Below are 22,168 nucleotides of genomic sequence, written 5' to 3' on the forward strand. Positions count from 1 at the left end.
CGGGATCAGTTGCGGCCGGCCGTGCTGGTCAGCCGGTCGGGTCCGGTGCCCGGCTCCTCGTCGGGCGCCGGTCCCGCCGAGGGCTCCGGTGCCCGGTGGAACAGGCTCAGCACACCGCCCACGAGCAGGGTGATCAGTACGCCGATCGGCACCAGCCACTGGGCCGCGATCGCCTGGGACACCGTGGTCCCGCCCGTCGTGACGTCGATCTTCACCCCGCGCACGATGTACGTCATCACCCCGATGGTGACCAGGAAGGCCACGATGGAGTCGGCCTCGCCCGCGCGTTTGACGAGCCGCCCCAGCAGGAAGGCGCCGAGCAGCGCGCCGTAGGTGTAGCCCGCGATGGTGAGGCCGGTCAGGTACACGTTGCCGGTGCTCGCGCTGAACGCGCAGGCGAAGACGGCCATGAGCGTCGCCCACACCAGCGTCATCCAGCGGGCGAGCCTGAGCAGCGCCTCCTCGGACGGTGTGGTGCGGAAGAAGCTGTGGATGATGTCGGCGACCGTCGAGTTGGACATGGAGTTCAGCGCCGAGGACAGCGAGCCCATCGCGGCGCCCAGGATGCCGGCCACGAGCAGGCCGGAGACGACCACGGGCAGCCCGTGCAGGATGAACTCGGGGTAGAGGTTGTCCGAGCTGGACAGCCCCAGCTCCGTGAAGGACTTGCCCTCGTTGTACGACCACAGCAGCGCGCCGACGAGGGAGAAGGCGGCGAACTGGACGGTGACGAAGACACCCGAGGCGATCATGGCCTTCTGGCCCTCGCGCAGTGTCCTCGTCGCCAGCACGCGCTGGACGATCAGCTGGTCGGAGCCGTGCGAGGCCATGGCGAAGATGGCGCCGCCGACGATGGCCGTGGGCAGGGCGAACGGGCTGGTGAGGATGTGGGCGAGGTCGAAGTCGGTGTCGAAGAGCGCGAACTTCCCGGCGTGCAGGGCCCGCGCGTAGCCGTCACCGCCGACGTGGGCGGAGAGCACCGCCACGGCGAGGACCGCGCCGCCGAGGTAGAGGACCATCTGGATGGCGTCGGTCCAGATGACCGCCTTGATACCGCCCAGGTAGGTGTAGACGACGGTGATCAGCGTGATCACCACGATGATCACGCGGTAGCTCGCATGCACACCGAACTCGTCGAGCAGCAGCTTGATGGGGATGGCGGAGGCGAACAGCCGCACGCCCTCGGCCAGGAGCCGGGTGAACACGAAGGTCACCGAGGCGAGCCCCTGCAGCTTCAGCCCGAACCGGTCGCCCAGGTACTGGTAGGCGCTGACGAAGCCGCCGCGCTTGTACAGGGGGATCAGTACGGTGGCGACCACGACGCGTCCCACGACGTAGCCCAGGGCCAGTTCGACGTTGCCGAACCCCTGGCCGCTGTAGGCACCGCCGGGCACGCTGATCACCGTCAGCACACTGGTCTCCGTGGCGACGACGGAGAACGAGACCGTCCACCACGGCATGTGGCCCTCACCGACGAAGTAGTCCTTCGCCGACTTCTGCCGGCCTGCCTTCCGCAGGCCGATCCAGGCGATCCCGATCAGATAGACCACGATCACCACGAGGTCGAGCTGGCGCACGCTTGCTCCTAGGCACTGGCCGGTGGGGTCGCCGGCGAGGGGGGAGGGGGACTGGCGGTCGTCCGGCGGACACGGACGACGAGGGAGGCGTGAGGGGTGGCGGGTTCCAGCGCCAGCAGGCGGGCCCCGTCAAGGGGGTCGCCGAGCGGGGACAGGAGCCGCACGGGGAGGTCCGAGCCGGTGATCCGGGCGGTCAGCGGCGCCAGCAGGACGGGGCCGAGACCCGTCAGACCACCGGTGACGGCCATCGGCAGCGGGTCGCCGTCCACGGTGATCCGGCCGGCCGCCGCGAGCGCGGTCTCGGCCAGGTCGGCCGCCGCGTCCCGGACGATCGCCGCGGCCACGGCGTCCCCGGCGTCGGCGGCGCGGGCCACCTCGGGGGCGAACGAGGCGGCCGTACGGGCGGGATTGCCGTCCCGTCCGACGGTCGCCGGGAGCCGTTCGAGGTCTCCGAAGAGGCCGACGGCCGCGTCCAGCAGGGCGGTGTCCGGGCCCCGCCCGTCGTGGGCCCGCAGGGCCGCGCGCAACCCGGCCGTGCCGATCCGGGCGCCGCTGCCGTCGTCGCCGAGCAGGGGACCCCACCCGTCGACGCGCGCGTACGTCCCGTCGGCGCCGATGCCGACCGCGACCGCCCCGGTGCCGATCGCCAGCACCACCCCCGCCCGGCCGCCGAGCGCGCCGGCGTGGGCGGTGACGGCGTCGCTGGTGACGGCGGCCTCCCGGACGGGCAGGTCCGCCAGCAGGGCATCCGCCAGGGAGCGGGCCGCGGCGGGGGCCGAAGCCGCTCCGGCGGCCCCCACGAGGACGGACCGGGGCCGGGCGCCGCCCGGTTCCCGAAGGAGCGGCTCGACGGCGGCGCGCACGGCCGCACGGGCCGCCGCCACCCCGTCGGGCGCCGCCAGACCGGGGGCACCGGCAACGGAACTGACGGCCCGTGACGAGTCGGCGCTGTTCCACAGCATGGCGCGGCAACCGGTCTTCCCGAGGTCTACCGCCACTACTGAAGTCATACGGCCTGCCCTTTGCCCGAGGGGACCCGGCACGTCGTGAGCCACCGGGTCGTCGGTGACCGGCGCGGATCGCCGTCCGAGTATGGGAACGGCGCCCTCCGTATGTCAATAAGTAACGTCGCGTTGCCCACCACGTAACTTTTTGACCTCTCCGGGTCACCCCCTTACCCTGTGGGCACCACATCCAGGAGGGGCCATGGTCCGCCAGTCCTCGTCCCGCGGGCCGGAGCCGTCCGCCCAGGACGCCCCGCTCGCCGACGTCCTCACGCGCGTCCGCGCCGCCCGGCCCTCCCTGGCCCCCTCGGAGCGACGGGTGGCCGACGCGGTCCTCGCCGACCCGGGACAGGTCGCGGAGCTGTCCATCCACGCGCTGGCGGAGCGGGCGAGCACCTCGGCGGCCACCGTGATGCGGTTCTGCCGCACCATCGGCACGGGCAACTACCCCCAGCTGCGCCTGGCCCTGGCCGCCGCCGCCGCGCGGGAGCACGCGCTGGGCGGGGAGCGCGCGGCGCAGGGCGGCACCGACATCAGCCCGACGGACTCGCTGGACCGGATAGTCAGCAAGATCATTTACAACGAGGTCCGGGCCCTGGAGGAATCGGGCGCCGAACTCGACGTGGACGCGCTGGGCCGGGCGGTCGACGCGGTGGCCAAGGCCCGCAGGGTCGACATCTTCGGCGTGGGGGCCAGCGCGTTCGTCGGCCAGGACCTGCACCAGAAGCTCCACCGCATAGGCCGGATGGCGTTCATCTGGAGCGACCGGCACGCGGCGCTCACCGCCACGGCCCTGCTGGGGCCCGGCGACGTGGCCCTGGCCGTCTCCCACTCCGGGGAGACCGAGGACACCACCGAGCCCCTCCAGGCCGCGGCCGAGCGCGGGGCCACCACCATCGCCCTGACCAACGACCCGGGCTCCACCCTCGCGACCAGTGCCGACCTCGTGCTGACGACCTGCGCGCGGGAAACGCCGTTCCGCTCCGGCGCCACCGTGAGCCGCATCGCCCAACTGGCTGTCATCGACTGCCTCTTCGTCGGCGTCGCCCAGCGCTCCTACGACGCGGCGACCACCGCCCTCGAAGAGACCTACGGCGCCGTCCAGCGCCGGCGGCGCCCCGCGCGCCGTACCGGCTGACGGCCCGTCACGACCGCACGGTCCGCACACCGCCCGCGTCCGGGTACTCGCCCTCGCGCAGGCCCGTCACCAGCTCGCGCGGCAGACCGTGGGTGTCGTGGAGGTAGCGGAAGTCCTCCTCTCCCAGCGGGCCCCGGAAGCGGGGCCGGGCGAGCACGCTCCGGCCGCGTTCCAGGAGGCGCCGGAACCGGCGCTCCTCCTCCACCAGCAGCCGCCGCACCAGGCCGGGGAGACCGGGGTCGCCGTCCTGCCGGAAGTGGTGCAGGGTGTGTGTGATCAACTCGTCCGGCAGGTCCCCGAGCACGCGCGAGGGGTCCCCCCGCCACAGCACGGTGAGCAGCCGTCGCACCAGGCGGCGCAGTACATGGCCCTGGCCGGTGGGCGACGGCCGGACTCCGTCGCCGACGACCACGACGGCCGACCGGAGGTGGTCGCACACCACCCGGAACGAGGGTTCGTCCAGCGGCCACAGGCCGGGCACCAGCCGCCGCCACGGCTCGAAGACATCGCAGTCGAACACCGACGACTTGCCCTGCAGGAGCGAGGCGAGACGTTCCAGGCCCAGGCCGGTGTCGACGTTGCGCTGCGGCAGGGGCACGAGGCGTCCGTCGTCGAGGCGGCGGTGGCGCATCATCACGTGGTTCCACACCTCCACCCAGCGGTCGTCGCCCGTGGGGGTCGACCGCGGCGGACCGTCACCGCTCCACAGGAAGATCTCCGAGTCGGGTCCGCAGGGGCCGACCGGGCCGTTGGACCACCAGTTGTCGTCCACCGTCGGCTCCACGGGGACGCCGCGCTCCTGCCACAGCCGCAGGGACTCGGTGTCCGGCCCCACCCGCTCGTCACCCCCGTACACGGTGGCGTGCAGCAGGCCCGGGTCGATCCCGAGGCCCTCGGTGAGCAGCCGGTGGGCCCAGTCGAGGCTCCGCGGGCCCTCGTAGTCGCCCAGCGACCATGTGCCGAGCATCTCGAAGACCGTCAGATGGCTGCTGTCGCCGACCTCGTCCAGATCGGTGGTGCGCAGACAGCGCTGCACGTTGACCAGCCGCCGGCCCAGCGGGTGGGGGCGGCCCTCCAGGTACGGGGTGAGCGGGTGCATGCCGGCGCTGGTGAACAGCACCGGATCGCCCGGCCCGGGCAGCAGCGTCGAGCCGGTGATCCGGCGATGACCCTGATCCTCGTAGTACTCGACGAACGTGCGGACCACGTGTTCGGTGTCCATGGGACGACTCCTTCGCATCGGGGCGGGGAGGCGCCGGAGAACGGATCCGTGCGGTCCTCGCAGCGAGGCGAAGGCGGCTGAGCGCCGCGGGAACCACCGACGGGCCGTTTCCGGTCGCCGGTGGAAGAGGGGAAGGTCAGACGGCGGCAACCGGCGAGCTGGTCGCTCGCGCGGTCGCGAAGGTGCGGGTGCCGATGACGTTCATGCCGTGAAAGATAACGCTCCGGGCGGCTGCGGGCACCCGGATATTCACCGGCCGCGGGGTCATCGGGAATCTGCCGGAACAGGAAGGTCCCCCGCCCACACGGCAGGAGTCCGGTCCGACCACGGCTGCGCCCGTTCCAGTTGTCCGGCGAGGCGGAAGAGGAGGTCCTCGCGTCCGTAACCGGCGGCGAACTGCATGCCGACCGGCAGGCCCGTCCCGGCGTCGGCCGTCAGCGGAACGGACATGGCGGGTGTGCCCGCCACGTTGAACGCATGGCGATCTACCGGCACTTCGAGACCAAGGACGCCCTGGTCGCCGAATGGCTGCGGATCCTGGCCGCCGAGTACCAGGCGCCCTTCGACCGCGTCGAGGCCGAACACCCCGGCCGGCCCCGCGAGCAGATCCCGGGTCTGGCCCGCTTCATCGCCGACGGGCTGCCGGCGCTCTCCTACCGGGGCTGCCCCTTCGTCAACTCCCTCGCCGAACTGCCCGACCGCACCCACCCCGCGCGCCGGGTGATCGAGGAGCACAAGGCCCGCCAGCTGCGCCGGCTGACCGGCATGTGCGCCGAGGCCGGGCTGCCCGACCCCGAGCAGGTCGCGGCCCAGCTCACCTTCGTGCTCGAAGGGGCGCAGGTCAGCACCCAGAACGGGAGCGTCGACCGGGCGGGGGAGCGGTTGATGCGCATCGTCGCGACGATCCTGGACCAGGAGCTCCGCACGGGGAGTGCGTGATCCCCGGAGGACCTCGCGACGTCAGCGCGGGGCGGAACCGCCGTCGCGGTGCGGTGCCGTCGCCCAGGAGGGCAGCCAGGTGTCCTCGGGCAGCGGGGCCAGGCTAGCGAAGTGGTCGACGACCGCCCGCAGACCCGGGTGCGGATTCTCGCGGGGGAGGATGAGCGAGAGCGGGTAGGCGAGTGTCGGCCTCGCGATCGGGATGCGGCGCAGATCGTGTCCGGTCGGCCAGATGTACCGGTCGCGCGAGCCCACGAGGGTGGCCACGTCGTCGGAGTCGGCGAGGATGTCGAGGAGTACCTCGTTGCCGAAGTTCGGGCCCGCGGCGTCCACACGCAGGCCGAACGCGGCGGTGAGCTGATCGTAGAACTCCGCCCACTCGCTGCCCGGCGCGATACCGGGCACCCAGATCCGGTGTCCGCGCAACTGGGCCGGGGTCACCGTGCGTGCGGAGGCGAGCGGGTGCCCCGGGCCGACGACGAGTTCCAGCGGGGAGTGGAACGCGTGGATCATCCGCAGCTCGCGCGGCAGGTCGGCCGGGTCGGTGACGGAGCGGAAGGAGGCGTCGATGTCGCCCGCCCGCACGGCGGCCACCGCCAGCCGCGGGTCGTCGACCTTCAGCGTCACCACGTCGAGCGCGGTCTCCGGATGCGAGCGCCAGTAGTCGTGCAGGACGACGGCCTGCGCGCTCCGCAGGCCCAGAACGTCGATCCGCAGCGCCCGCGAACCGCGTCGGATCGCGGCGACGGCACGGTCGGCATGCGCGACGACGTTCCGCGCGTGCGGCAGGAAGGCCTGCCCGTCCAGGGTCAGCTCGACCCCCCGGGCGGTGCGGGTGAACAACCGGACGTCGAGTGCGCGTTCAAGGGCCGCGATCCGCTTCGAGACGGCCTGCTGCGTCACACCCAGCTCGTCGGCCGCGTGCCGCAGCTGTCCCAGCTCGGCCGCGCGGACGAACGAGCGCACCGCCTCCGTATCCATGCCGACGAGCATAGGACAGCCCCAACCGATGGTTGTGGCCCGCACCTGCCACCTTCGGCGATGAACGCCCGCCCGGCGTCGAACGGGGACCGGCGGGGTCACGCCGGGCCGAAACCGCACTCGCCCGGTGCCATAACCTCGTCCGTGGAAACGTCAGTTGCCATGTGTGTCCACACCCAGGAGGCGGCGGTGCTCAAAAGCGGCGGCTCGCGATTGCTCGTCTGCGCCGTGGCGCTGGCCTGCTGGGCGCTGGTGGGGCCCAGCGCCCCCGGCGGCGCGCTGTCCGGCGGCTCGCTGCCCGTGGAAGCCGTCAAGGACGTCGTGCCGAACCGGGTCATGACCTGGAACCTGTGCAACCCCTGCGACGCGAGCAACCTCGACCGGGCCGCGGAGATAGCCGCGCACGCCCCCCAGGTCGTCGGCATGCAGGAGGCCTGCGCACGTGACGTCGACCGGATCCGGGACTACCTGGAGGCCTTCCACGGGCTGGTCTACCACGTCGAGTACGGGACGGTCCTGGAGAACTGGGGCCGCTGCGGGGGAGCGCCGTGGAATCCGGGGGGCTTCGGCCAGGCCATCCTGTCGGCGGCACCGATGACGGACCGGGTCAACGTCGAATACCCCGACGGCGGATCCGAGGACCGCGGCTATCTCGCCGTCACCACCGAGGTGGGCGGCCGGCCCGTCCGGGTCTTCAACACCCACCTCGCCCAGCGGCGTCAGGAGGACTTCAGGAAGGACCAGGTCCGCGTGCTGGCCACCGAGGTCGCCCGGCAGGACCGCGCCATAGTCCTCGGCGACTTCAACGCCGTGCCCCAGGCCCCCGAGCTCGGCCCCATGTGGGACCTGGCCACGGACGCCGACCCGCGGTGCCATCCCTCGCCCGTCGGCACCTGCGCACCGACCACGGACTGGCAGAGCAAGTTCGACTACGTCTTCCTGCGCGGCATCGCCCCCGGCGAGCACCGGGTGGTCCCCACCGAGCACTCGGACCACGACATGCTGTACTCCGACCTGGACGTGACCTGAGCCGCCGTCACCCGATGCGGTGCCTCTCCCAGAAAAGGCCGAGGTCGTCACCGGTCATGGACTGGGCGGCCCGCTTGAAGTCCTCGGTGGAGGAGACGCAGTAACCCGGCCAAGTCCGCCCGCACCGCGTGGAATCCGTCGAAGAACGGGCGGGGGTACTCACGTCGGACCGTCTCGTGCGCGGCGGCGAGTGCCGTCAGGGCGGCGCGGTCGGGGTGCTCGGCCGACACGCTCACGAAGTCGATGTCAAAGGGCGCTCGGCGGCGACGGCGCCGAGGTGCCGTTCCTGCGCTACCTGCCCGAGCGCCTCGGCCCCCTCGGCACACGCGTCGGGACGGCCCTGCGCGAGCGGCTGGCCGAAGAGCCCTCCTTCGTCGCCTTCGAGGGCTACGACACCGTGGCGGTCCTCGCCCAGATGCTGCGCGCCCACGGCACCGACCGGACGAGGATCGCCGCATCCTGGGCGGACGTCTCGGTCGAGGGCACCCGTGGACGGATCCGCTTCTCCCGCACGCCGGACATCGGTGGGTGGCAGTGGGCCTGGGCGCCGGTCCAGGTCGTCGACCGGGATCCGGCGCGGCCCGGCCGGTTCCGTGTCCTGCGCTCCGCCGACGCGGCGGCACGCTGACCCGCGCAGGTGACCCGCGCAGGTGACCCGCGCAGGTGACCCGCGCACATGAACCGCGAGGGGCTGCGAGGTCGGGTCAGCCGTGCATCGGCCCGCGGTGGAAGGCCGCGAGGGCCTCGTCCATGGGGCGGGGTGCGGTGGTGATGCCGCCCACCAGGCACGCGCCGCGTGCAACACCGAGTACTCCATCACGGGCGATGGCCGTGCACAGGGGTCGGCCCGCGCTGCCGCCGCGCATGCGCGCCGTCGCCCCGGGTAGGAGCCTGCCGTGCGAGGGCATGACGCGAGGGCCCCAGGAGTGAGGAGCGTCGGACGTGATTCGAAAGCTGCAGGCGGTCGCACTGGACTGCGCCGATCCGGTACGGCTCGCGGAGTTCTACGCGCAACTGCTCGGCGGGCGGGTGGTCGCGGACCCGGACGATCCCGACTGGATCGAGGTGGAGGGCTTCGAGGGAACGCCGCTGGCCTGCCAGCGGGTGGACGGCTACCGGGCGCCCGAATGGCCCGGCCAGGACCGCCCGCAGCAGATCCACCTGGACTTCGACGTCGACGACCTCGAAGGCGAGGAGAAGCGGGCCCTCGCACTCGGCGCGACCGTCCTGGAGCGGACGGACCAGGTCCGCCCCGACGCCAACTGGCGGGTCTTCGCGGACCCGGCCGGCCATCCCTTCTGCCTCTGCCTGCACTGAGCCCGGCGGCCGGTGCGGCGCGGAGCACGGCACCCGTCAGCCGGCCTCGGCCGCCGCCGCCAGCACCCGGGCCAGCTCGGCGGGCCTGGAGACCATGGGCCAGTGGCCCGAGTCGATGTCCGCGAAGTCGACGCGCGCGGCCCGGGCGAGTTCCGGCACCTCGCCCCCGTCGATCCACTTCCGCGCCTGCGCGGGCGTGAACTCGGGGCACACGACCACGACGGGCACGTCGAACCGGCGCTCGTCCGTCAGCCGCACCATGCCCCTGGCCACGGCCTCGGGCACCGGAATCGCGGCCGCCGCCAGCTCACGCCTGGCCTCCTCGTCGAGGTCGGCGGCGTCGGGCCCCTGGAAGGGCTCCCAGCCGGGAAAGGGCATCGCCCCGCCCCTGACCTCGAAGAAGTCGGCGTACGGCTGCCCGTCCGGGGTCGGGACCCCGCCGATGAGCGCGACCTTGGCCACCCGCCCAGGCCGGCGGTCGGCGGCCAGCCAGGCCAGTGCACAGGCGGCGGAATGCCCCACCACCATGGGCTTGCCGGGCGCCGCGTCCACCGCGGTCAGCACGGCCGCCACCTGATCGTCGAGCGTGGCGTCCGCCGCGCCGTCGCCCTGCCCCGGGAGGGTCAGCGGCACCGGACGGTGGCCGAGCGACTCCAGCGTGGACGCGACCCGGTCCCAGACGGATCCGTCCAGCCACAGGCCGCCGATGAGCAGAATGTCCATGATCGGTTCCCTTCGTTGCCGGGCTTCACCGTAGGAGGAGATCCGGACGATCCAGTGCCGGTTCGTTCCCCGTGATCCCGCCGGGCGTCCTCGGCGCGCACTAGCCTGCTCCCGTGCCCAACGACCCCAGCCCCACCGCGCGGGCGCTGCGCGCCCTGGAGATCCTCCGGACCCGGCCCACCACCACGGCCGACGAACTCGCCGAGCGGCTGGGCGTGACGGAGCGGGCGGCGCGCCGGTACGTCGGGATCCTCAGGGAAGCGGGCATCCCGGTGGAGTCGGCCCGGGGACCGCACGGCGGATACCGGCTGGGCCGCGGGATGCGACTGCCGCCCGTGCACTTCACCCAGGCCGAGGCCCTCGGCCTCGTCATGGCGGCGCTCAGCGGCCGACCCGCCGTGACCGACGCCGCCGACCTCGTCGGTGCCGCCCTGGGAAAGGTCGTCAAGGCACTGCCGGAGAGCGTCGGACGGCAGGCGGCACTGCTGCGGGAGTACGCGTCCGCCGCCCCCGACCCGTACGCGGCCCACCCGGACCCCGCCGTCACCAGCTCCCTGGTCGAGGCCGTGGCCCACCGGCGCCGCGTGCTGCTCACCTACCGGAGCGAGTCCGGCAACGCCTGGGAGGAGGAGGCGGACCCCTGGTCGCTCGTCGTCCGTCACGGGCGCTGGTACCTGCTGTGCCACTCCCACCGCGCGGACGCCGTCCGCACCTACCGGGTGGACCGGGTCGGCGAGGTCCGGTGCACCGCGCACGGATTCGACCCGCCCCTCGGCTTCGACCCGGTGGCGGTGCTGGAGGAGAACCTGGGCACCGGATGGCAGTTCGCCACCCGCGTGGTCTTCGACGCCCCACCGGCCGAGGTCGCCCCCTGGATCCGCCCGCCCATGGGCCGGCTCGAACCCCTGGGCGAGGGCTGCGTCCTGGTCGGCAGCACCCGGAACCCGGACATGTACGCGCAGGAGTGGCTCGCGAGGGTGCCCTTCCCCTTCCGGATCGACGGCGGCGAGGAACTGCGTGCCGCGGCCGCCGCACTCGCGGCGCGCTTCACCGCCGCGGTGTCGGACCGGCGGCCCGGCACCCGGCCGTCGACGGACTGAAGGCGCTTCCCGGTCGCCGGGCCGGACGGCGGCTGAACCGCTGGTTGCACCGGGTTGAACCTTCCCGGCCGAGGCCAAGTCGGCCGACGACGGCGGGACTCCGGATCGCGGCGCACCGATCCTGTCAGGCGCAGCGTGTCCGTCGCCCCGAGGAGCCAGCCCCTGATGACCGGCACCATGCCCACCGCCAAACGCACGGCCCCGGCCGCCGGTGGGGCAGCGCCGCGTCATGGGCACCCCCCGTGCCGGGACAGCCAGGGGCTGCGCGCGGTGGCCGTCGGGCTGGTGGTGCTCTCCCACGCAGGTGTGCCGGGGGTCGGCGGCGGCTACATCGGCGTCGACGTCTTCTTCGTGATCTCCGGCCACCTCATCACCTCGCTGCTGCTGCGAGCCGCCGCCTCCGCCACGGGGACCACGGTCATCGACCCCACCCCCTGGGCCGAGGCACTCGCCCCACTCCTGGCGGCACCGCCGGACCGTCTCGTCGGCGAGTCCTGAGACGGGGACGACCGCGGGTGTGGCGCCGGCGACGGGCGTGCGCGATCATGTCTTCGATGGAGACACGCTTCGTCGGCATTCCCGAGCTGGTCGAGATCCCGTCCGTGGCGGTCGTCGTCGACGTCATGCGCGCCTTCACCGTCGCCGCGTGGGCCTTCGCCCAGGGGGCGGAGAAGATCGTCCTGGCCCGGTCGACGGACGAGGCCCTGGCTCTCAAGGCACGCCACCGGGACCGGGTGGCGCTCAAGGACGGTCCGCCCGCGCCCGGTTTCGACCTGGTCAACTCCCCGGGCCTGCTGCGCCGCGCCGACCTCACCGGACGGACCGTCGTGCAGAAGACCACGGCGGGGACGGTCGGCGCCCTCGCGGTCAAGGACGCGTCGCTGGTGCTGTGCGCCGGCTTCGTGGTAGCCGAGGCGACGGCCCGGCTCCTGCGGCAACGCGCCGTCGGGCGGGTCACGTTCGTGGTCACCGGCGAGGACGGACGGGCCGACGAGGACCTGGCGTGCGCCCAGTACATCGCGGCCGGAGCGACCGGGGCCGGTACGGACGCCGCCGGGTTCCTCCGCCGCGCCGCCGCGTCCCGTGCCGCCACCGAGCTGGCCGAGGGCGTGCGTCAGGGCGTCCACCCCGACGACGTCGCCCTCTGCCTCGAAGTCGACCGCTTCCCCTTCGCCATGGTCGCGGCGCGGGAGGGCTCGCTCATGGTCGTGCGTCCGTGGGCCGTGCCCGGTCGGAGTGAGCGCCTGCCGTAGGGGTGGGGCTCGGGAGGAGCGGATCGCGGAGATGCCGAACTGCAGGCGGACCTTTTTGCTCACCAGGCTGCCGCCCGCCTCGAGCCGCTGGTTGTCGACCAGGCCCCAGTCCCGGCGGTCGAGGGTGGTCGTCCCGTCGAAACCGGCCCGCTCGTAGCAGAACGCGTCCACGACCGAGCCGAGGTGGTCCAGTTGGAGTTCGGCGGATCGGGTCGTGCCCCGGATGGTGGGATCTCCCGTCATGCGGAGGCTCTCTGCGGACTCCTGGACGGTGGAGGTGCTGCGGAAGGTCATCTCCTCGTCGGCGAAGGACCCGCGGACGGTGGTGGCCATGGCGTGCCGCACGGAGAAAACGATCCGGCTGTGCGGGCGGTCCATCGACCGCCCGCACAGCCGGATCGGGCGTGGCCGCCGCTGTCGCGGACCGCGCGGCGAACCGATCCGGCCCGGCGGCCACCGGCTGCACGTCGGTGACGGTCTGGCGACGGCCGAAGATACCCATGATGCGGCCCTTCCAGGAGTGATCACTTCGTGTTGCCACGAAGCCGATCGGTGGCCCGCGGTGAGATGGGGGGCCTCGTCCGGGCTCCCTCACCCCGACCGCGAAGCTGCACGGCTTCGCCACGAGGCCCCCCACCCGGGGCCTCTCCTAGCGGAGCCGCCCCAGTGCCTCCCGCAGTCGCCGGGCGTCCCGCAGCCGGTGTTCGTAGGTGGCGCCCAGGACGAGCAGCAGGAGTCCGGCGAGCGCCGGAGGCGCCCATCGGGGGAGTGCGCCGACGACCTGGGTGAGGTACGGGGCCAGCTCGTGCAGCGCCACCAGCGCGAGCACACCCGCGCCGAGGACCAGGGGCGCCTGGAGCCGCTGCCGGGCGCCCAGCAGCGTCACCGCCAGCGCGGCGGCGCCGAGCAGCAGGTGCCGCAGCCAATGGTGGTCGTCCCAGGCGGCGAGCAGGCTCGGCACCAGGGTGGCGGCCAGCCCGGCACCGTACGCCGTCCACGAGGAGACCGCCGTGTCGCGGCGCCGGCGCAGGAAGCCGACGACCAGCGCGGCCCCGGTCACCGGCAGTGTGTAGGCCTCCGGGGTGCCTACGTCCCACGCCGCCAGGCGCACCCAGGTGGCCAGCAGGAACAGCGCGGCCGCCGCCCAGCCGGCCGCCCGCCGTTCCGGCCGCAGCGCGGAGGCGGCCACGAGGACACCGCACAGGGAGAGCACCAGGGCCAGCGTCGGCGGCTCCTGCACCGCGAGCGCGAGGGCGAGCAGTCCCGCCGCCGCGCCCGCCCCTTCGACCGGCACGGTCGCGGGCGACCCGCCCGACCGCGACGCGATCAGGGCGGCGGCCGAGGGCACGACGAGCACCAGCAGCGCCGTGTGGTGCGGGGCGAAGCCGGCGGACGCGCCGATCGCGCAGGCCAGCGCCGTGGCGTGACCGAGAGCGGCGGGCGCGGTGAACGCGGCGGCCCCCGGGTGGCGGCCGACCGCCCCGAACAGGACGGTGAGCGCCGCGAGTACACCGATCGTCGCGGACTCCGAGGCCAGCGAGAGGAGAGCGAGGTCGACCGAGGTGACGAGGGCCAGCAGCAGGGCCGTCAGGGCCAGCGGCGACGGCCCCTCGTCGGCGCGGCCGGAGCGCACCGCGAGGCCCAGGGCCGCCACGACCACGGCCGCCTGCACCACCAGCCCCACCGTGTAGGGAAGGTGGAGCGCCGCCGGGAGGACGAAGACGGCCGCCCAGCCGAGGACGAGGGCCACCACCAGCACGGCCGTACGCCGGGCCGTACGGCGCCCGGCCACCACCAGCGCCGCCGTCACCACGGCGAGGACCAGGGGCACGGTGCTCGCGCACGGCGGCGGGGGTACGTCCGTGAACACGGCGTCCCGGACGGTCCGCGGCGCGCCCGACCAGGGCGTGGCGGCCCGAGCCGCCGGACCGAGCACGCACCCGACGACCAGTGGGAGGGCCCACAGCACCGCGAAGCCCTGGACCGCCGCGGCGGCGCGCACAAGCCCCTGGCGCAGGGGCTGGGCGAGCGGCGTACGCTCCGCCGCCAGCAGCGCGATCGCGCAGGCCAGGCACCCCGGCACCGTCCACTCGCCGGGCACCGAGACCCGCAGCACACCTCCGGTCCCGGCGACCAGGAACAGACCCGCGGCCACCGCCGAGCCCATGGCGACCTCCCGGTTCGGGACGAAGTGGCCGGCCGTCAGGGCGAGGGCCGCCGCCACGACCAGGAGCGCCGCCGCCCGTGCGGCCGCGCCCGGGTCGGACGCGCTCCAGCAGAGCCACCCGGCCGCCAGCACACTCGCGGCGCCCGCACCGAGCGCGCCGACGACGGCGACCACTCGTACCGGCACCGGCGCCGACCTGGCACGCAGCGCGACGGCGGTGCCGCCCGCCGCGGTCGCCAGCAGTACGGCGGTGAGCGTGTGCGGACCCGCGTCGGCCGCGATCGCCGCCAGCAGCAGCGGCAGGTGAGCGCTCGCCACCGCGAGCGGGAGCGGATGCCAGAGCCCGAGGCGCATGCCGTAGGCGGCCCACAGCGCGGCCAGGACGGCGGACGCGGCGGCGGTGTAGCCGATACCGTCCGTGCCGGTGAAGGCCACCTCGTGGAGCGCGTAGGCGTCGAGGACGGTCAGGGCCGTCCCCAGAGCGGCCACGGCCTCGGCCGTCGACCTCAGCCCGCGCCGCAGCAGCGCCACCGGCGCGCCCAGCACCGCCACGGTCAGCGCGCCGAGGACCAGCGCACGCCCCGCGATCCCCAGGTGGCCCCAGCTGACCAGGGTGAACGCGATCGCCGCGATCGTCAGCAGTACGCCACCGAGCACCAGCAGTACGTTCTGCACACTGGGCGCGCCGGCCTCCGGCCGACGGGCGGCGGCACCGGCACCCGGGCCGGGGGGGCCACCCCTGCGGTGGCGCCCCGGGAGCCTGGGCGCGCTGCCGGACCGCGGTCGCCCGCAGGGTGTGGACCAGCCACGCACGGCGCCGCAGGAGGACGGCACGGCGCAGGTCGAGTTGCCGCAGCTCGGCGTCGAGGACGCGCAGTTCCTCGGCTGGGGGCGGAAGGTTCGTCATGCCTCGGAGTGTGGCCCTCGCCACGTGCCCGGACATGAGCGCGGATACTCAGTTCGTACTCACCACTGCGCGCGGCCTTCCCGGTGGACAGGACCGCACCATCACGTCGAGATGGATGTGGTTGCGCACGGCCCCGTCGTCGGAGGCGCGGCGGAACTCGAGGTACGGCCCGACGCCCTTGGCCGAGCGCAGCAGAACCCGGTCGTCGCTCAGCCGGTGGACGGTCCAGTCGATGGCCTCGCCCCAGAACCGGACCGTCTCCCTCGGGTCGGCGCAGTCGACGACCACGCAGGCGATGGGTCCGGTGTCCCGGTACAGCTCACGGGGCTCCAGGACGCTGAAGACATTGCCTTCCGGGTCGGCCATGACGTTCCAGGGCGTTTCGCCCCGGCCCGCGTCGGCGTGCGTCGCCCCGAGCCCCTCCAGGCGGGTGACCAGCTCCGCCTGATGGGCGTCGGAGGCGGTGGCCAGCTCGAGGTGCACCCGGTACTCGACCGTCTCCGGGTCCGGGACGCGCACGAGATCGATGCAGAGGGCGGACGGGTCCGGCCAGTCGAAGCCCTCGGGTTCCAGGTTGGTGACGCCGGGCCCTTCGCTCGACATGCTCCAGCCGAGCGCCTCCGCCCAGAACCGGCCGAGCGCCGCGTCGTCCCCGGCCTTGAAGTTCACCTGTACGAGTTCCAACGTCATCCGGCACACCCTAGCCGCACGCAACGGCCGGACAACCCGGCCCCCAGGGAGGCCCGAGCTGTCCGGCCTGGCCGTGCCCGCCGTTCGGCTCAGCAGGTGCGGCCGGTGTACCAGGCGCCGTCGATGTCGGAGCTGGAGCCGATCCAGGTCACGCCGGGTCCCACGCACTGTTCGCTGTTGGGCCCCCAGTCGTCGATCTCGATGACGATGTGCGAGCCGTCCGAGGTGCAGTGGTTGTAGTAGGCGTCGGAGGCGGTCTCGTAGAAGCCGCAGGGATTGGCCGCGGCCGGACCGGCGGTCAGGGTGACGGCGCCGGCGGAGGCGAGGGCCAGCGCGAGGGAGGCGAGGGCGCTGGTCACGATACGGCGAAGTGACAAGGAGGACTCCAAGCGTGAGGGGATCGCCAGCCGGGACTGCCGGTGTCTGCCGATCCGTTGCCGATGCGACGCCCAGACTCACAGCTCGGGGGAGGCGTTGGGGTGAACGGGGGCGCCGTTCACCCGGGGAAACGATTAACTGCTGCGCCGATCGGTTGATCTCCGCAGGGTTCACCGGATGCCGTCACGTCAGCGTCGCCGTGACCGTCCGAACCGGGCACGCCGGGCTCGTCGCCCGGCAGGGGCGGTGTCCGGGGTGGACAGCCGCAGCGCCGTACGGCGGCGTGCGACCAGGCCGACCGCGATCAGCAGCAGGAACGGCAGCCAGGCGATCGCGTACGCGACGCCGTAGTGGCGGATGTCCAGGATCGACCGACTCGGGTCGACGTCGCTGCTGTTGACGCCGAAGAACGCCAGCAGCAGCGCGGGCGGGAGCGCGATGAGCGAGCCGACGGCGATCACCGCGGCCAGCACCCGGTCCCGGTCCTCGGCGTACTGCTGGGCCGCCGTCTCGAGGTCGACGCGACGCGTCGCGAGCACGGCGTTCACGCGCTCGACGATGCGGGAGGTGTTGGCCAGCGCGTCCGCCAGCGACGACACGTCGCGCAGGGACGAGTGGAAGCTCTCGACCAGCAGCTCCGGTATGAGGATCGTGTCGGCGTACACCTCGACGCTGAAACTCAGGTCGAGCTGCAGATCGTTGAGCCGGCGCGAGAGCTGCGCGACCAGGGCACGGGCGTCGTCCGTCGTCTCGACCGCCGCCGCCCGGTCCAGCTCCAGCGCCTCGAACGCCTGCCGCCGGACGCGGTGCACGGCCGCGACCGCGGTGAGGATGCCGGCGGCGGCCAGCCCGAACGCGTTCTCCACCGAGGGGGCGTAGCCGACGATCAGTGACACGCCCCTGCCGTGCGCGACCATGGTCTGGCCGGCGTTGTTCAGCGTCTCCGGCCGCCGGATGCCCAGGGTGGCGCCGGTGTGGCTGTCCAGCGTGCCGCGCAGCACGATGGTCACCACGTCCTGGCCGACCGCGTCGCCGGGCACGTGCTCGGCCAGCAGCCCCCGGGCGAGGTCCGCGCCGGGGAACACGCTCTGGTGGACGTTCCGTCCGAATTCGAGAGGCGGCTGGTCGGCGGGCCGGTCCGGGATGCCGTACGCGCGCAGGCGCCCGTCGAGCCACTCGGTGAGCGGCACTCCCCCGACGCGGGTGGCGGAGCGGTTCTGCCACGTCGCGTAGAGGGTCTCGGCGATCGCGTCCGCCCCGTCGGCGTCGTCCGCGATCTCGACGTCCACGAAGAGCAGCGGGTCCCGCCGGGGCGTGACGGCCAGGGTGACGGCCGCACCCTCGACCCGGGCCGCCGCGCTGGGGGGCAGCGTGAGATCGCGGACGCGCTCGTGCAACACCAGTCGGGGCAGCAGCAGTTCGGCAGCTTCCACGTGGGCGGTGAACCGGCCGAGACCCAGCGCCTCGGACAGCGGACGGAGCATGTCGTCGGGCACCCGCACCTGCGGCGCGAGGTTGTACATCAACAGCAGGCGAGTACGAGTCCTGACAGCTGCGTCGGACCGTGGCACAACGTCCTCCTCCGGCTGACACCGTGTGGGGCAGCAGCCTAGGGGGCCACCAGGCAACGGGAGTTGTTTTTGCGCCTCGGAGGCGATTCCGGAGCGGCCACCTGGAACTGCCGTGCGCCGGAACCGATTTGGGGGGGTCGTGGGTGTGAAACGGCTTCGAGAGGCAACCCGAAGGTCACCGAAGGAGAAAGCAACCGATCTACGACAACTCGGGAGAAAGCATGGCCACTTACAGTAGAACGGGAACCCACAAGGGCGGCAGGACCAGCGGACTGGCGATCGCCGGTCTGGTCTGCGGCATCGTCGGACTCTTCATCCTGCCGATCGTCCTGGGGCCGCTCGCGATCGTCTTCGGTGCCGTGGCACTGCGTCAGACCGGGTCCGCGATGGCCAAATGGGCACTCGGTCTCGGAGTGGTCGACATCCTGCTCATGATCGTGATGTTCGCCGTCGCGGCCAACAACGGGGGCAGCTTCTCCTGGCACATCGGCTGACGCCCTCCCTGCGGCCCCGCCCCGCCCCGAGCGCCGGTCTCATCGGTTCCCGAGCGTCTCCCTCCGGCCCTGTTCGCGCAGCCCCCAGGGTGACCCGTACTCGGTGAGCAGGTCGAGGAACGGGCGGGCCGGCAGGGCCTCGGCGCCGAGGACGCCGGCGCCGGACCAGGCGCCGGTGGCGAGCAGTTCGAGGGCGACGACCGGGTTGAGGGCCGTCTGCCAGACGACGGCCTGCGACCCGTACTCGCGCATGGACCACTGGTTGTCGACCACGTGGTACAGGTACACCTCGCGGGGCCTGCCGTCCCGGACGCCCGTGACCCAGGTGCCGGCACAGGTCTTGCCGGTCATCCTGTCGCCCAGGGTCGCGGGGTCGGGGAGGCACGCGGCGACCACGTCACGCGGGGAGACCCGGACCGGTCCGTCCGGGCCCGGCACGGTGACCTCGGCGGTCGAGTCCAGGCCCAGCTCGTGGAGGGTCTTGAGCCGGGCGATGAAGGCGTCCCCCAGGCCGTACTTGAAGGTGACACGCCGGGCGTCCACCCAGCGGGGGATCAGCAGCACCTCCTCGTGCTCCACGTTCACGCACTCCACCGGCCCGATCCCCTCGGGGAAGTCGAAGACCTCCGGCTCGCTGAAGGGCGCGGTGGTGAACCAGCCGCGTTCCCGCTCGTAGACCACCGGCGGGTTCAGACACTCCTCGATCGTGGTCCAGATGCTGAAGGACGGGGCGAACTCGTAGCCCTCCACCCGCAGGTCGGCGCCGTCCCGGACGCCGATCTCGTCGATCTCGTCGAAGAGCTCGTCCGCGGCGTACCGGGCGAAGACGTCGGACAGCCCCGGCTCCACGCCCATCCCCACCAGGGCCATCCGCCCCGACTCCGCCCAGCGCCCGGCCAGTTCGAACTGCGCGTCACCGAGCTTCACCCCGCACTCCTCGTACGGCCGGGCGGCGTGCGGAGCGGACAGCGACATGGCCATGTCCATGTAGTGGACCCCGGCGGCGAGGGCCGCCCGGAACAACGGCATCACGAACCGCGGATCCGTCGCGTTCAGCAGGATGTCGCACCGGTGCTCCGTGAGCGCCCGCCGCACCGCGCCCTTGTCGGCGGCGTCGAGGCGCAGGGCAGTGAACCGGTCACCCCCTCCCGGCAGCGCGTCGACCGCCGCCCGTGCGCGGGAGGGGTCGTAGTCGGCCACGACCATGTGGGTCAGGAACTTCCTGCGGGCCGCGATCCGGGTGACGGCCGTGCCGACACCGCCCGCGCCGACGAGAAGAACTCGCATGACCAAGACCTTTCGTACGGGAGGCCGCTGCCTCCGGACCGCTCCGATGCAACAGGACCCGCCGTTGTAAGGTCAACCGCGTTGGCATAAGGATCGCCGTGGCCCGACCCGGCCCGGCGCGGCCGCGATCGGAGGTGGCGGATGCCGAAGAAGGTGGTGCCCGAGGAGGCGCGACGCAGGCGCAGGCCCACCCGGCAGGGAGCGGTGCTCTCGGAGGCCCTCATCGTGGAGACCGCGCTGCGGGTACTGCGCGAGCACGGCACCGCGGGGCTGACCGCCCGACGGCTGGGCGCGGCGCTGGGGGCCGATCCGAGCACCCTGTACCGCTACTTCACGGGCATGGACGATCTGGCACGGGCCGTCGGCAACGAGCTGATGGGGCGGGCTCTGGACGGATGGACGGCGGGCCGTGGATGGCGTGCGGACCTGCGCTCCCTCGGTCTCGCCCTGCACTCCTCCTACCTCGCCCACCCCCAGGCCGCCGTGCTCACCGCCAGCCGGGTGAGTGGACGGGCGCGCGAGATCGCCGTGGACGAGGCGATCCTCGGCATCCTGCGGGGCGCGGGGCTGTCCGACGAGGCCGCGGTCCGCTTCTACCACGCGTTCATCGACCTGACCCTGGCCTTCGCCGCGCTCGACGCGGGTTCGCTGGCCCTTCCGGAAGAAGCCCGCAGGACCGACGAGGACATGTGGGCGTCCACCTACGCCCGGCTGCCCGCCGCGTCCCACCCGAACATCGCCGCGACCGCCGGTCACCTCGCGGCCCGCATGCCGCACAGCGCCTACCCGGTGGTCCTGGAGACCCTGCTGGACGGCATCGCCGCCGAACCGGCCACCGCGCCACAGCTCAGGCCAGGGCGTTCACGGCGGCCGTGAACAGACGGGGCAGGCGAGCGGCCGCGGGCATGATGTGAGGGGCGAGGACGGGTTGCAACCGGGCTCTCACCAGCAGTTCGGTCAGCAGCCGGTGACGGCGGGTCGCATGCCTCCAGTCGCTGTCGTAGCGGCGGGGCGTGCCCCGGCGCAGGTTGGCGACCAGAGCCTCGGCGCCGATCAGCGCGAGGGCGACACCCTCACCGGTCAGGGCGTCCACGTACCCGGCGGCGTCGCCGACGAGCAGGACCCTCCCGTGGGAGCGGGTGCGGGACCGCTGCCGCAGTGGCCCGGCGCCCCGCACCGAGGTGGTGGCGCTGTCCGGCGGAAGACGGTCGGCCAGATCGGGGAAGTCCTCCAACTGGGCGCTGAAGGACGCGCGACGCGTCGTGAGCAGGGCGATGCCGACGAGCCGGGGCCCGATCGGGGTGACGTACGCCTCCGCGTGCCGGCCCCAGTGCACTTCGACGTACGGCGACCAGGGCGCCACCGCGTAGTGCCGGCGCAGCCCGTAACGCGGCGCGCCCCGGGTCCTCACCTCCAGGCCGAGGGAGCGCCTCACCCGTGAGTGCAGCCCGTCCGCCGCGACCAGCCACCGGGCGCGCAGCCCCGTACCGGGCACGCTCACGCCCGTGCCGTCCTGCCTCACCTCCGCCACGCGCAGCGGCAGTACGGGCACCCCGGCCGCCAGCACCGCGCGGTGCAGCATGCCGTGCAGGTCGGTGCGCCGGACCCCCCGGCCGGGGCCGTGGCGGAACGCGGCCTGGACCTGGCGGGCACCCTGGACGTAGCGGATGCCGGCGAGGGGGACGCCGGGGACCTCCAGACCGAGCGCGGCGAGGGAGCGGACGGCGCCCGGCATCAGGCCCTCGCCGCACGCCTTGTCGACCGGCGCCGGGCGCGGCTCGACGACGACGGCGTCGAGACCGGCGTGCGCCGCGTGCAGGGCGGTGGCCAGGCCGGCGGGGCCGCCTCCGACGATCAGCAGGTCGTGCTGGGCACTCACGCGGGCACTGCCCGGGCGAGGGCCGTGTTCTCACAGCGGAGGCGGACGGCGAGCAGCAGCGCGTCGGCCACGGAGAAGACGGCGGCCGTGAGCCACGCCGAGTGCACCAGCGGCAGGGCGGCGACCTCCACCACGACCGCCACGTAGTTGGGGTGCCGCAGGAAGCGATAGGGCCCGGCACCGACCAGACGTGCTCCGGGCACGACGATGACCCGGGTGTTCCAGTACGGCCCGAGCGTCGCGATGCACCACCAGCGCAGCGCCTGCGCCAGGAGCGCGAGGGCCAGCATGGGCCACCCCAGAGCAGGCACGAACGGGCGGTCGAAAAGCAGGGGTTCGAGCAGGCAGCACACGAGCAGCCCGGCGTGCAGGGCGACCATGACGGGGTAGTGGCCGCGACCGTGCTCCACCCCGGAGCGGGCGAGTGTCCACGCCGCGTTGCGGCGCGCGACGAAAAGTTCGGCGAGGCGTTCGACGGAGACGGCGAGGACGAGCAGCGTGTACCACGGCAT

20 protein-coding genes and 4 pseudogenes are annotated in these 22,168 nt (G+C 73.4%); 10 read left to right on the forward strand and 14 right to left on the reverse strand.

Translation table 11 applies throughout. The features are described 5' to 3' along the window. Positions 1-5: 5 nt before the first annotated feature. Both IE94_RS0112620 and IE94_RS0112625 read right to left on the reverse strand, forming a co-directional pair. Positions 6-1,577: a sodium:solute symporter gene (locus IE94_RS0112620; RefSeq protein WP_030182575.1), complete on the reverse strand. Its 1,572-nt coding sequence runs from the start codon at positions 1,575-1,577 to the stop codon at positions 6-8. Between the two features lie 8 nt (positions 1,578-1,585). Beyond that, entirely contained in the window at positions 1,586-2,587 is a 1,002-nt protein-coding gene (locus IE94_RS0112625) for an N-acetylglucosamine kinase (protein WP_030182577.1), read from the reverse strand. A 196-nt stretch (positions 2,588-2,783) separates the two neighbouring features. Between IE94_RS0112625 and IE94_RS0112630 the strand changes: the two genes are divergently transcribed. Continuing rightward, a complete protein-coding gene (locus IE94_RS0112630) occupies positions 2,784-3,719 on the forward strand; it encodes a MurR/RpiR family transcriptional regulator (protein WP_030182583.1) in 936 nt (311 codons plus the stop codon). Between the two features lie 7 nt (positions 3,720-3,726). Here IE94_RS0112630 and IE94_RS0112635 read toward each other — a convergent pair whose 3' ends face one another. Next, complete coding sequence (locus IE94_RS0112635; RefSeq protein WP_030182586.1) at positions 3,727-4,941, reverse strand: alanine--tRNA ligase-related protein; 1,215 nt, start codon at positions 4,939-4,941, stop codon at positions 3,727-3,729. 264 nt (positions 4,942-5,205) lie between these two features. Continuing rightward, positions 5,206-5,415, reverse strand: a pseudogene (locus IE94_RS37935) (amidase); the annotation flags it as partial. Here IE94_RS37935 and IE94_RS0112640 point away from each other — a divergent pair. Continuing rightward, on the forward strand, positions 5,338-5,880 hold the full coding sequence (locus IE94_RS0112640) for a TetR/AcrR family transcriptional regulator (RefSeq protein ID WP_425337964.1): 543 nt from the start codon (positions 5,338-5,340) through the stop codon (positions 5,878-5,880). The pseudogene IE94_RS37935 and the gene IE94_RS0112640 overlap by 78 nt on opposite strands. Before the next feature lie 21 nt (positions 5,881-5,901). On the opposite strand, the gene IE94_RS0112645 is transcribed toward IE94_RS0112640, so the two are convergent. Continuing rightward, positions 5,902-6,861 (reverse strand): LysR family transcriptional regulator, encoded by a 960-nt coding sequence (locus tag IE94_RS0112645; protein ID WP_037922497.1) that lies wholly within the window; start codon positions 6,859-6,861, stop codon positions 5,902-5,904. A 162-nt stretch (positions 6,862-7,023) separates the two neighbouring features. Here IE94_RS0112645 and IE94_RS0112650 point away from each other — a divergent pair, with 162 nt between their 5' ends. From IE94_RS0112650 to IE94_RS0112665, 3 genes and pseudogenes are all read left to right on the forward strand, one after another. Next, positions 7,024-7,890, forward strand: coding sequence for an endonuclease/exonuclease/phosphatase family protein (locus IE94_RS0112650; protein ID WP_030182599.1), 867 nt, complete (start codon positions 7,024-7,026; stop codon positions 7,888-7,890). Positions 7,891-8,143: 253 nt separating this feature from the next. After that, a pseudogene (locus tag IE94_RS0112660) lies at positions 8,144-8,518 on the forward strand (ABC transporter substrate-binding protein); the annotation flags it as partial. A gap of 314 nt (positions 8,519-8,832) precedes the next feature. After that, a complete protein-coding gene (locus IE94_RS0112665) occupies positions 8,833-9,207 on the forward strand; it encodes a VOC family protein (RefSeq protein ID WP_030182604.1) in 375 nt (124 codons plus the stop codon). Between the two features lie 36 nt (positions 9,208-9,243). Here the strand turns inward: IE94_RS0112665 and IE94_RS0112670 are convergent, their stop codons facing one another. Next, positions 9,244-9,930, reverse strand: a complete 687-nt coding sequence (locus IE94_RS0112670) for an alpha/beta fold hydrolase (RefSeq protein WP_030182607.1) — start codon at positions 9,928-9,930, stop codon at positions 9,244-9,246. 113 nt (positions 9,931-10,043) lie between these two features. Between IE94_RS0112670 and IE94_RS0112675 the strand changes: the two genes are divergently transcribed. The 3 genes from IE94_RS0112675 (at position 10,044) to IE94_RS0112685 (ending at position 12,283) form a co-directional block, all read left to right on the forward strand. Then, complete coding sequence (locus IE94_RS0112675; RefSeq protein WP_030182610.1) at positions 10,044-11,030, forward strand: helix-turn-helix transcriptional regulator; 987 nt, start codon at positions 10,044-10,046, stop codon at positions 11,028-11,030. Between the two features lie 165 nt (positions 11,031-11,195). Beyond that, complete coding sequence (locus IE94_RS0112680) at positions 11,196-11,528, forward strand: acyltransferase family protein (protein ID WP_030182612.1); 333 nt, start codon at positions 11,196-11,198, stop codon at positions 11,526-11,528. A 56-nt stretch (positions 11,529-11,584) separates the two neighbouring features. Next, positions 11,585-12,283: a 2-phosphosulfolactate phosphatase gene (locus tag IE94_RS0112685; RefSeq protein WP_030182615.1), complete on the forward strand. Its 699-nt coding sequence runs from the start codon at positions 11,585-11,587 to the stop codon at positions 12,281-12,283. A gap of 12 nt (positions 12,284-12,295) precedes the next feature. Here IE94_RS0112685 and IE94_RS37940 read toward each other — a convergent pair. From IE94_RS37940 to IE94_RS0112710, 5 genes and pseudogenes are all read right to left on the reverse strand, one after another. Next, positions 12,296-12,785, reverse strand: a pseudogene (locus IE94_RS37940) (YceI family protein); the annotation flags it as partial. Between the two features lie 147 nt (positions 12,786-12,932). Further along, positions 12,933-15,357: pseudogene (locus IE94_RS35450) on the reverse strand (SCO7613 C-terminal domain-containing membrane protein). 48 nt (positions 15,358-15,405) lie between these two features. Then, positions 15,406-16,047, reverse strand: coding sequence for a VOC family protein (locus IE94_RS0112700; protein ID WP_157849340.1), 642 nt, complete (start codon positions 16,045-16,047; stop codon positions 15,406-15,408). Positions 16,048-16,136: 89 nt separating this feature from the next. Then, entirely contained in the window at positions 16,137-16,424 is a 288-nt protein-coding gene (locus IE94_RS0112705; RefSeq protein ID WP_030182621.1) for a DUF6355 family natural product biosynthesis protein, read from the reverse strand. A gap of 189 nt (positions 16,425-16,613) precedes the next feature. Further along, on the reverse strand, positions 16,614-17,948 hold the full coding sequence (locus tag IE94_RS0112710; protein WP_030182624.1) for a hypothetical protein: 1,335 nt from the start codon (positions 17,946-17,948) through the stop codon (positions 16,614-16,616). Between the two features lie 269 nt (positions 17,949-18,217). On the opposite strand from IE94_RS0112710, the gene IE94_RS0112715 reads away from it, so the two are divergent. Beyond that, positions 18,218-18,490 carry a DUF4190 domain-containing protein gene (locus IE94_RS0112715; protein ID WP_030182626.1) on the forward strand — a complete coding sequence of 91 codons (273 nt, stop codon included), beginning with the start codon at positions 18,218-18,220 and terminating at the stop codon, positions 18,488-18,490. 39 nt (positions 18,491-18,529) lie between these two features. On the opposite strand, the gene IE94_RS0112720 is transcribed toward IE94_RS0112715, so the two are convergent. Then, positions 18,530-19,777, reverse strand: a complete 1,248-nt coding sequence (locus tag IE94_RS0112720; RefSeq protein WP_030182628.1) for a saccharopine dehydrogenase family protein — start codon at positions 19,775-19,777, stop codon at positions 18,530-18,532. Between the two features lie 141 nt (positions 19,778-19,918). On the opposite strand from IE94_RS0112720, the gene IE94_RS0112725 reads away from it, so the two are divergent. Next, the gene (locus IE94_RS0112725; RefSeq protein ID WP_030182629.1) at positions 19,919-20,653 is read left to right on the forward strand and encodes a TetR/AcrR family transcriptional regulator; all 735 of its coding nucleotides are present in this window, start codon (positions 19,919-19,921) and stop codon (positions 20,651-20,653) included. On the opposite strand, the gene IE94_RS0112730 is transcribed toward IE94_RS0112725, so the two are convergent. Both IE94_RS0112730 and IE94_RS0112735 read right to left on the reverse strand, forming a co-directional pair. After that, complete coding sequence (locus IE94_RS0112730) at positions 20,625-21,656, reverse strand: NAD(P)/FAD-dependent oxidoreductase (RefSeq protein ID WP_030182630.1); 1,032 nt, start codon at positions 21,654-21,656, stop codon at positions 20,625-20,627. The two genes, IE94_RS0112725 and IE94_RS0112730, sit on opposite strands and share 29 nt — an antisense overlap. Next, positions 21,653-22,168, reverse strand: a complete 516-nt coding sequence (locus tag IE94_RS0112735; protein WP_030182631.1) for an isoprenylcysteine carboxyl methyltransferase family protein — start codon at positions 22,166-22,168, stop codon at positions 21,653-21,655. The genes IE94_RS0112730 and IE94_RS0112735 overlap by 4 nt, the downstream gene beginning before the upstream one ends.

Source organism: Streptomyces violaceorubidus (assembly GCF_000717995.1).
Classification (GTDB): domain Bacteria; phylum Actinomycetota; class Actinomycetes; order Streptomycetales; family Streptomycetaceae; genus Streptomyces; species Streptomyces violaceorubidus.

Excerpts from the sequence above, each read along its gene's own strand:
- IE94_RS0112625 (WP_030182577.1), bottom strand. The coding sequence starts at position 2,587 with ATGACTTCAGTAGTGGCGGTAGACCTCGGGAAGACCGGTTGCCGCGCC.
- IE94_RS0112630 (WP_030182583.1), top strand. The coding sequence starts at position 2,784 with ATGGTCCGCCAGTCCTCGTCCCGCGGGCCGGAGCCGTCCGCCCAGGAC.
- IE94_RS0112635 (WP_030182586.1), bottom strand. The coding sequence starts at position 4,941 with ATGGACACCGAACACGTGGTCCGCACGTTCGTCGAGTACTACGAGGAT.
- IE94_RS0112645 (WP_037922497.1), bottom strand. The coding sequence starts at position 6,861 with ATGGATACGGAGGCGGTGCGCTCGTTCGTCCGCGCGGCCGAGCTGGGA.
- IE94_RS0112650 (WP_030182599.1), top strand. The coding sequence starts at position 7,024 with ATGTGTGTCCACACCCAGGAGGCGGCGGTGCTCAAAAGCGGCGGCTCG.
- IE94_RS0112670 (WP_030182607.1), bottom strand. The coding sequence starts at position 9,930 with ATGGACATTCTGCTCATCGGCGGCCTGTGGCTGGACGGATCCGTCTGG.
- IE94_RS0112680 (WP_030182612.1), top strand. The coding sequence starts at position 11,196 with ATGACCGGCACCATGCCCACCGCCAAACGCACGGCCCCGGCCGCCGGT.
- IE94_RS0112685 (WP_030182615.1), top strand. The coding sequence starts at position 11,585 with ATGGAGACACGCTTCGTCGGCATTCCCGAGCTGGTCGAGATCCCGTCC.
- IE94_RS0112700 (WP_157849340.1), bottom strand. The coding sequence starts at position 16,047 with ATGACGTTGGAACTCGTACAGGTGAACTTCAAGGCCGGGGACGACGCG.
- IE94_RS0112710 (WP_030182624.1), bottom strand. The coding sequence starts at position 17,948 with ATGTACAACCTCGCGCCGCAGGTGCGGGTGCCCGACGACATGCTCCGT.
- IE94_RS0112715 (WP_030182626.1), top strand. The coding sequence starts at position 18,218 with ATGGCCACTTACAGTAGAACGGGAACCCACAAGGGCGGCAGGACCAGC.
- IE94_RS0112720 (WP_030182628.1), bottom strand. The coding sequence starts at position 19,777 with ATGCGAGTTCTTCTCGTCGGCGCGGGCGGTGTCGGCACGGCCGTCACC.
- IE94_RS0112725 (WP_030182629.1), top strand. The coding sequence starts at position 19,919 with ATGCCGAAGAAGGTGGTGCCCGAGGAGGCGCGACGCAGGCGCAGGCCC.
- IE94_RS0112735 (WP_030182631.1), bottom strand. The coding sequence starts at position 22,168 with ATGCCGTGGTACACGCTGCTCGTCCTCGCCGTCTCCGTCGAACGCCTC.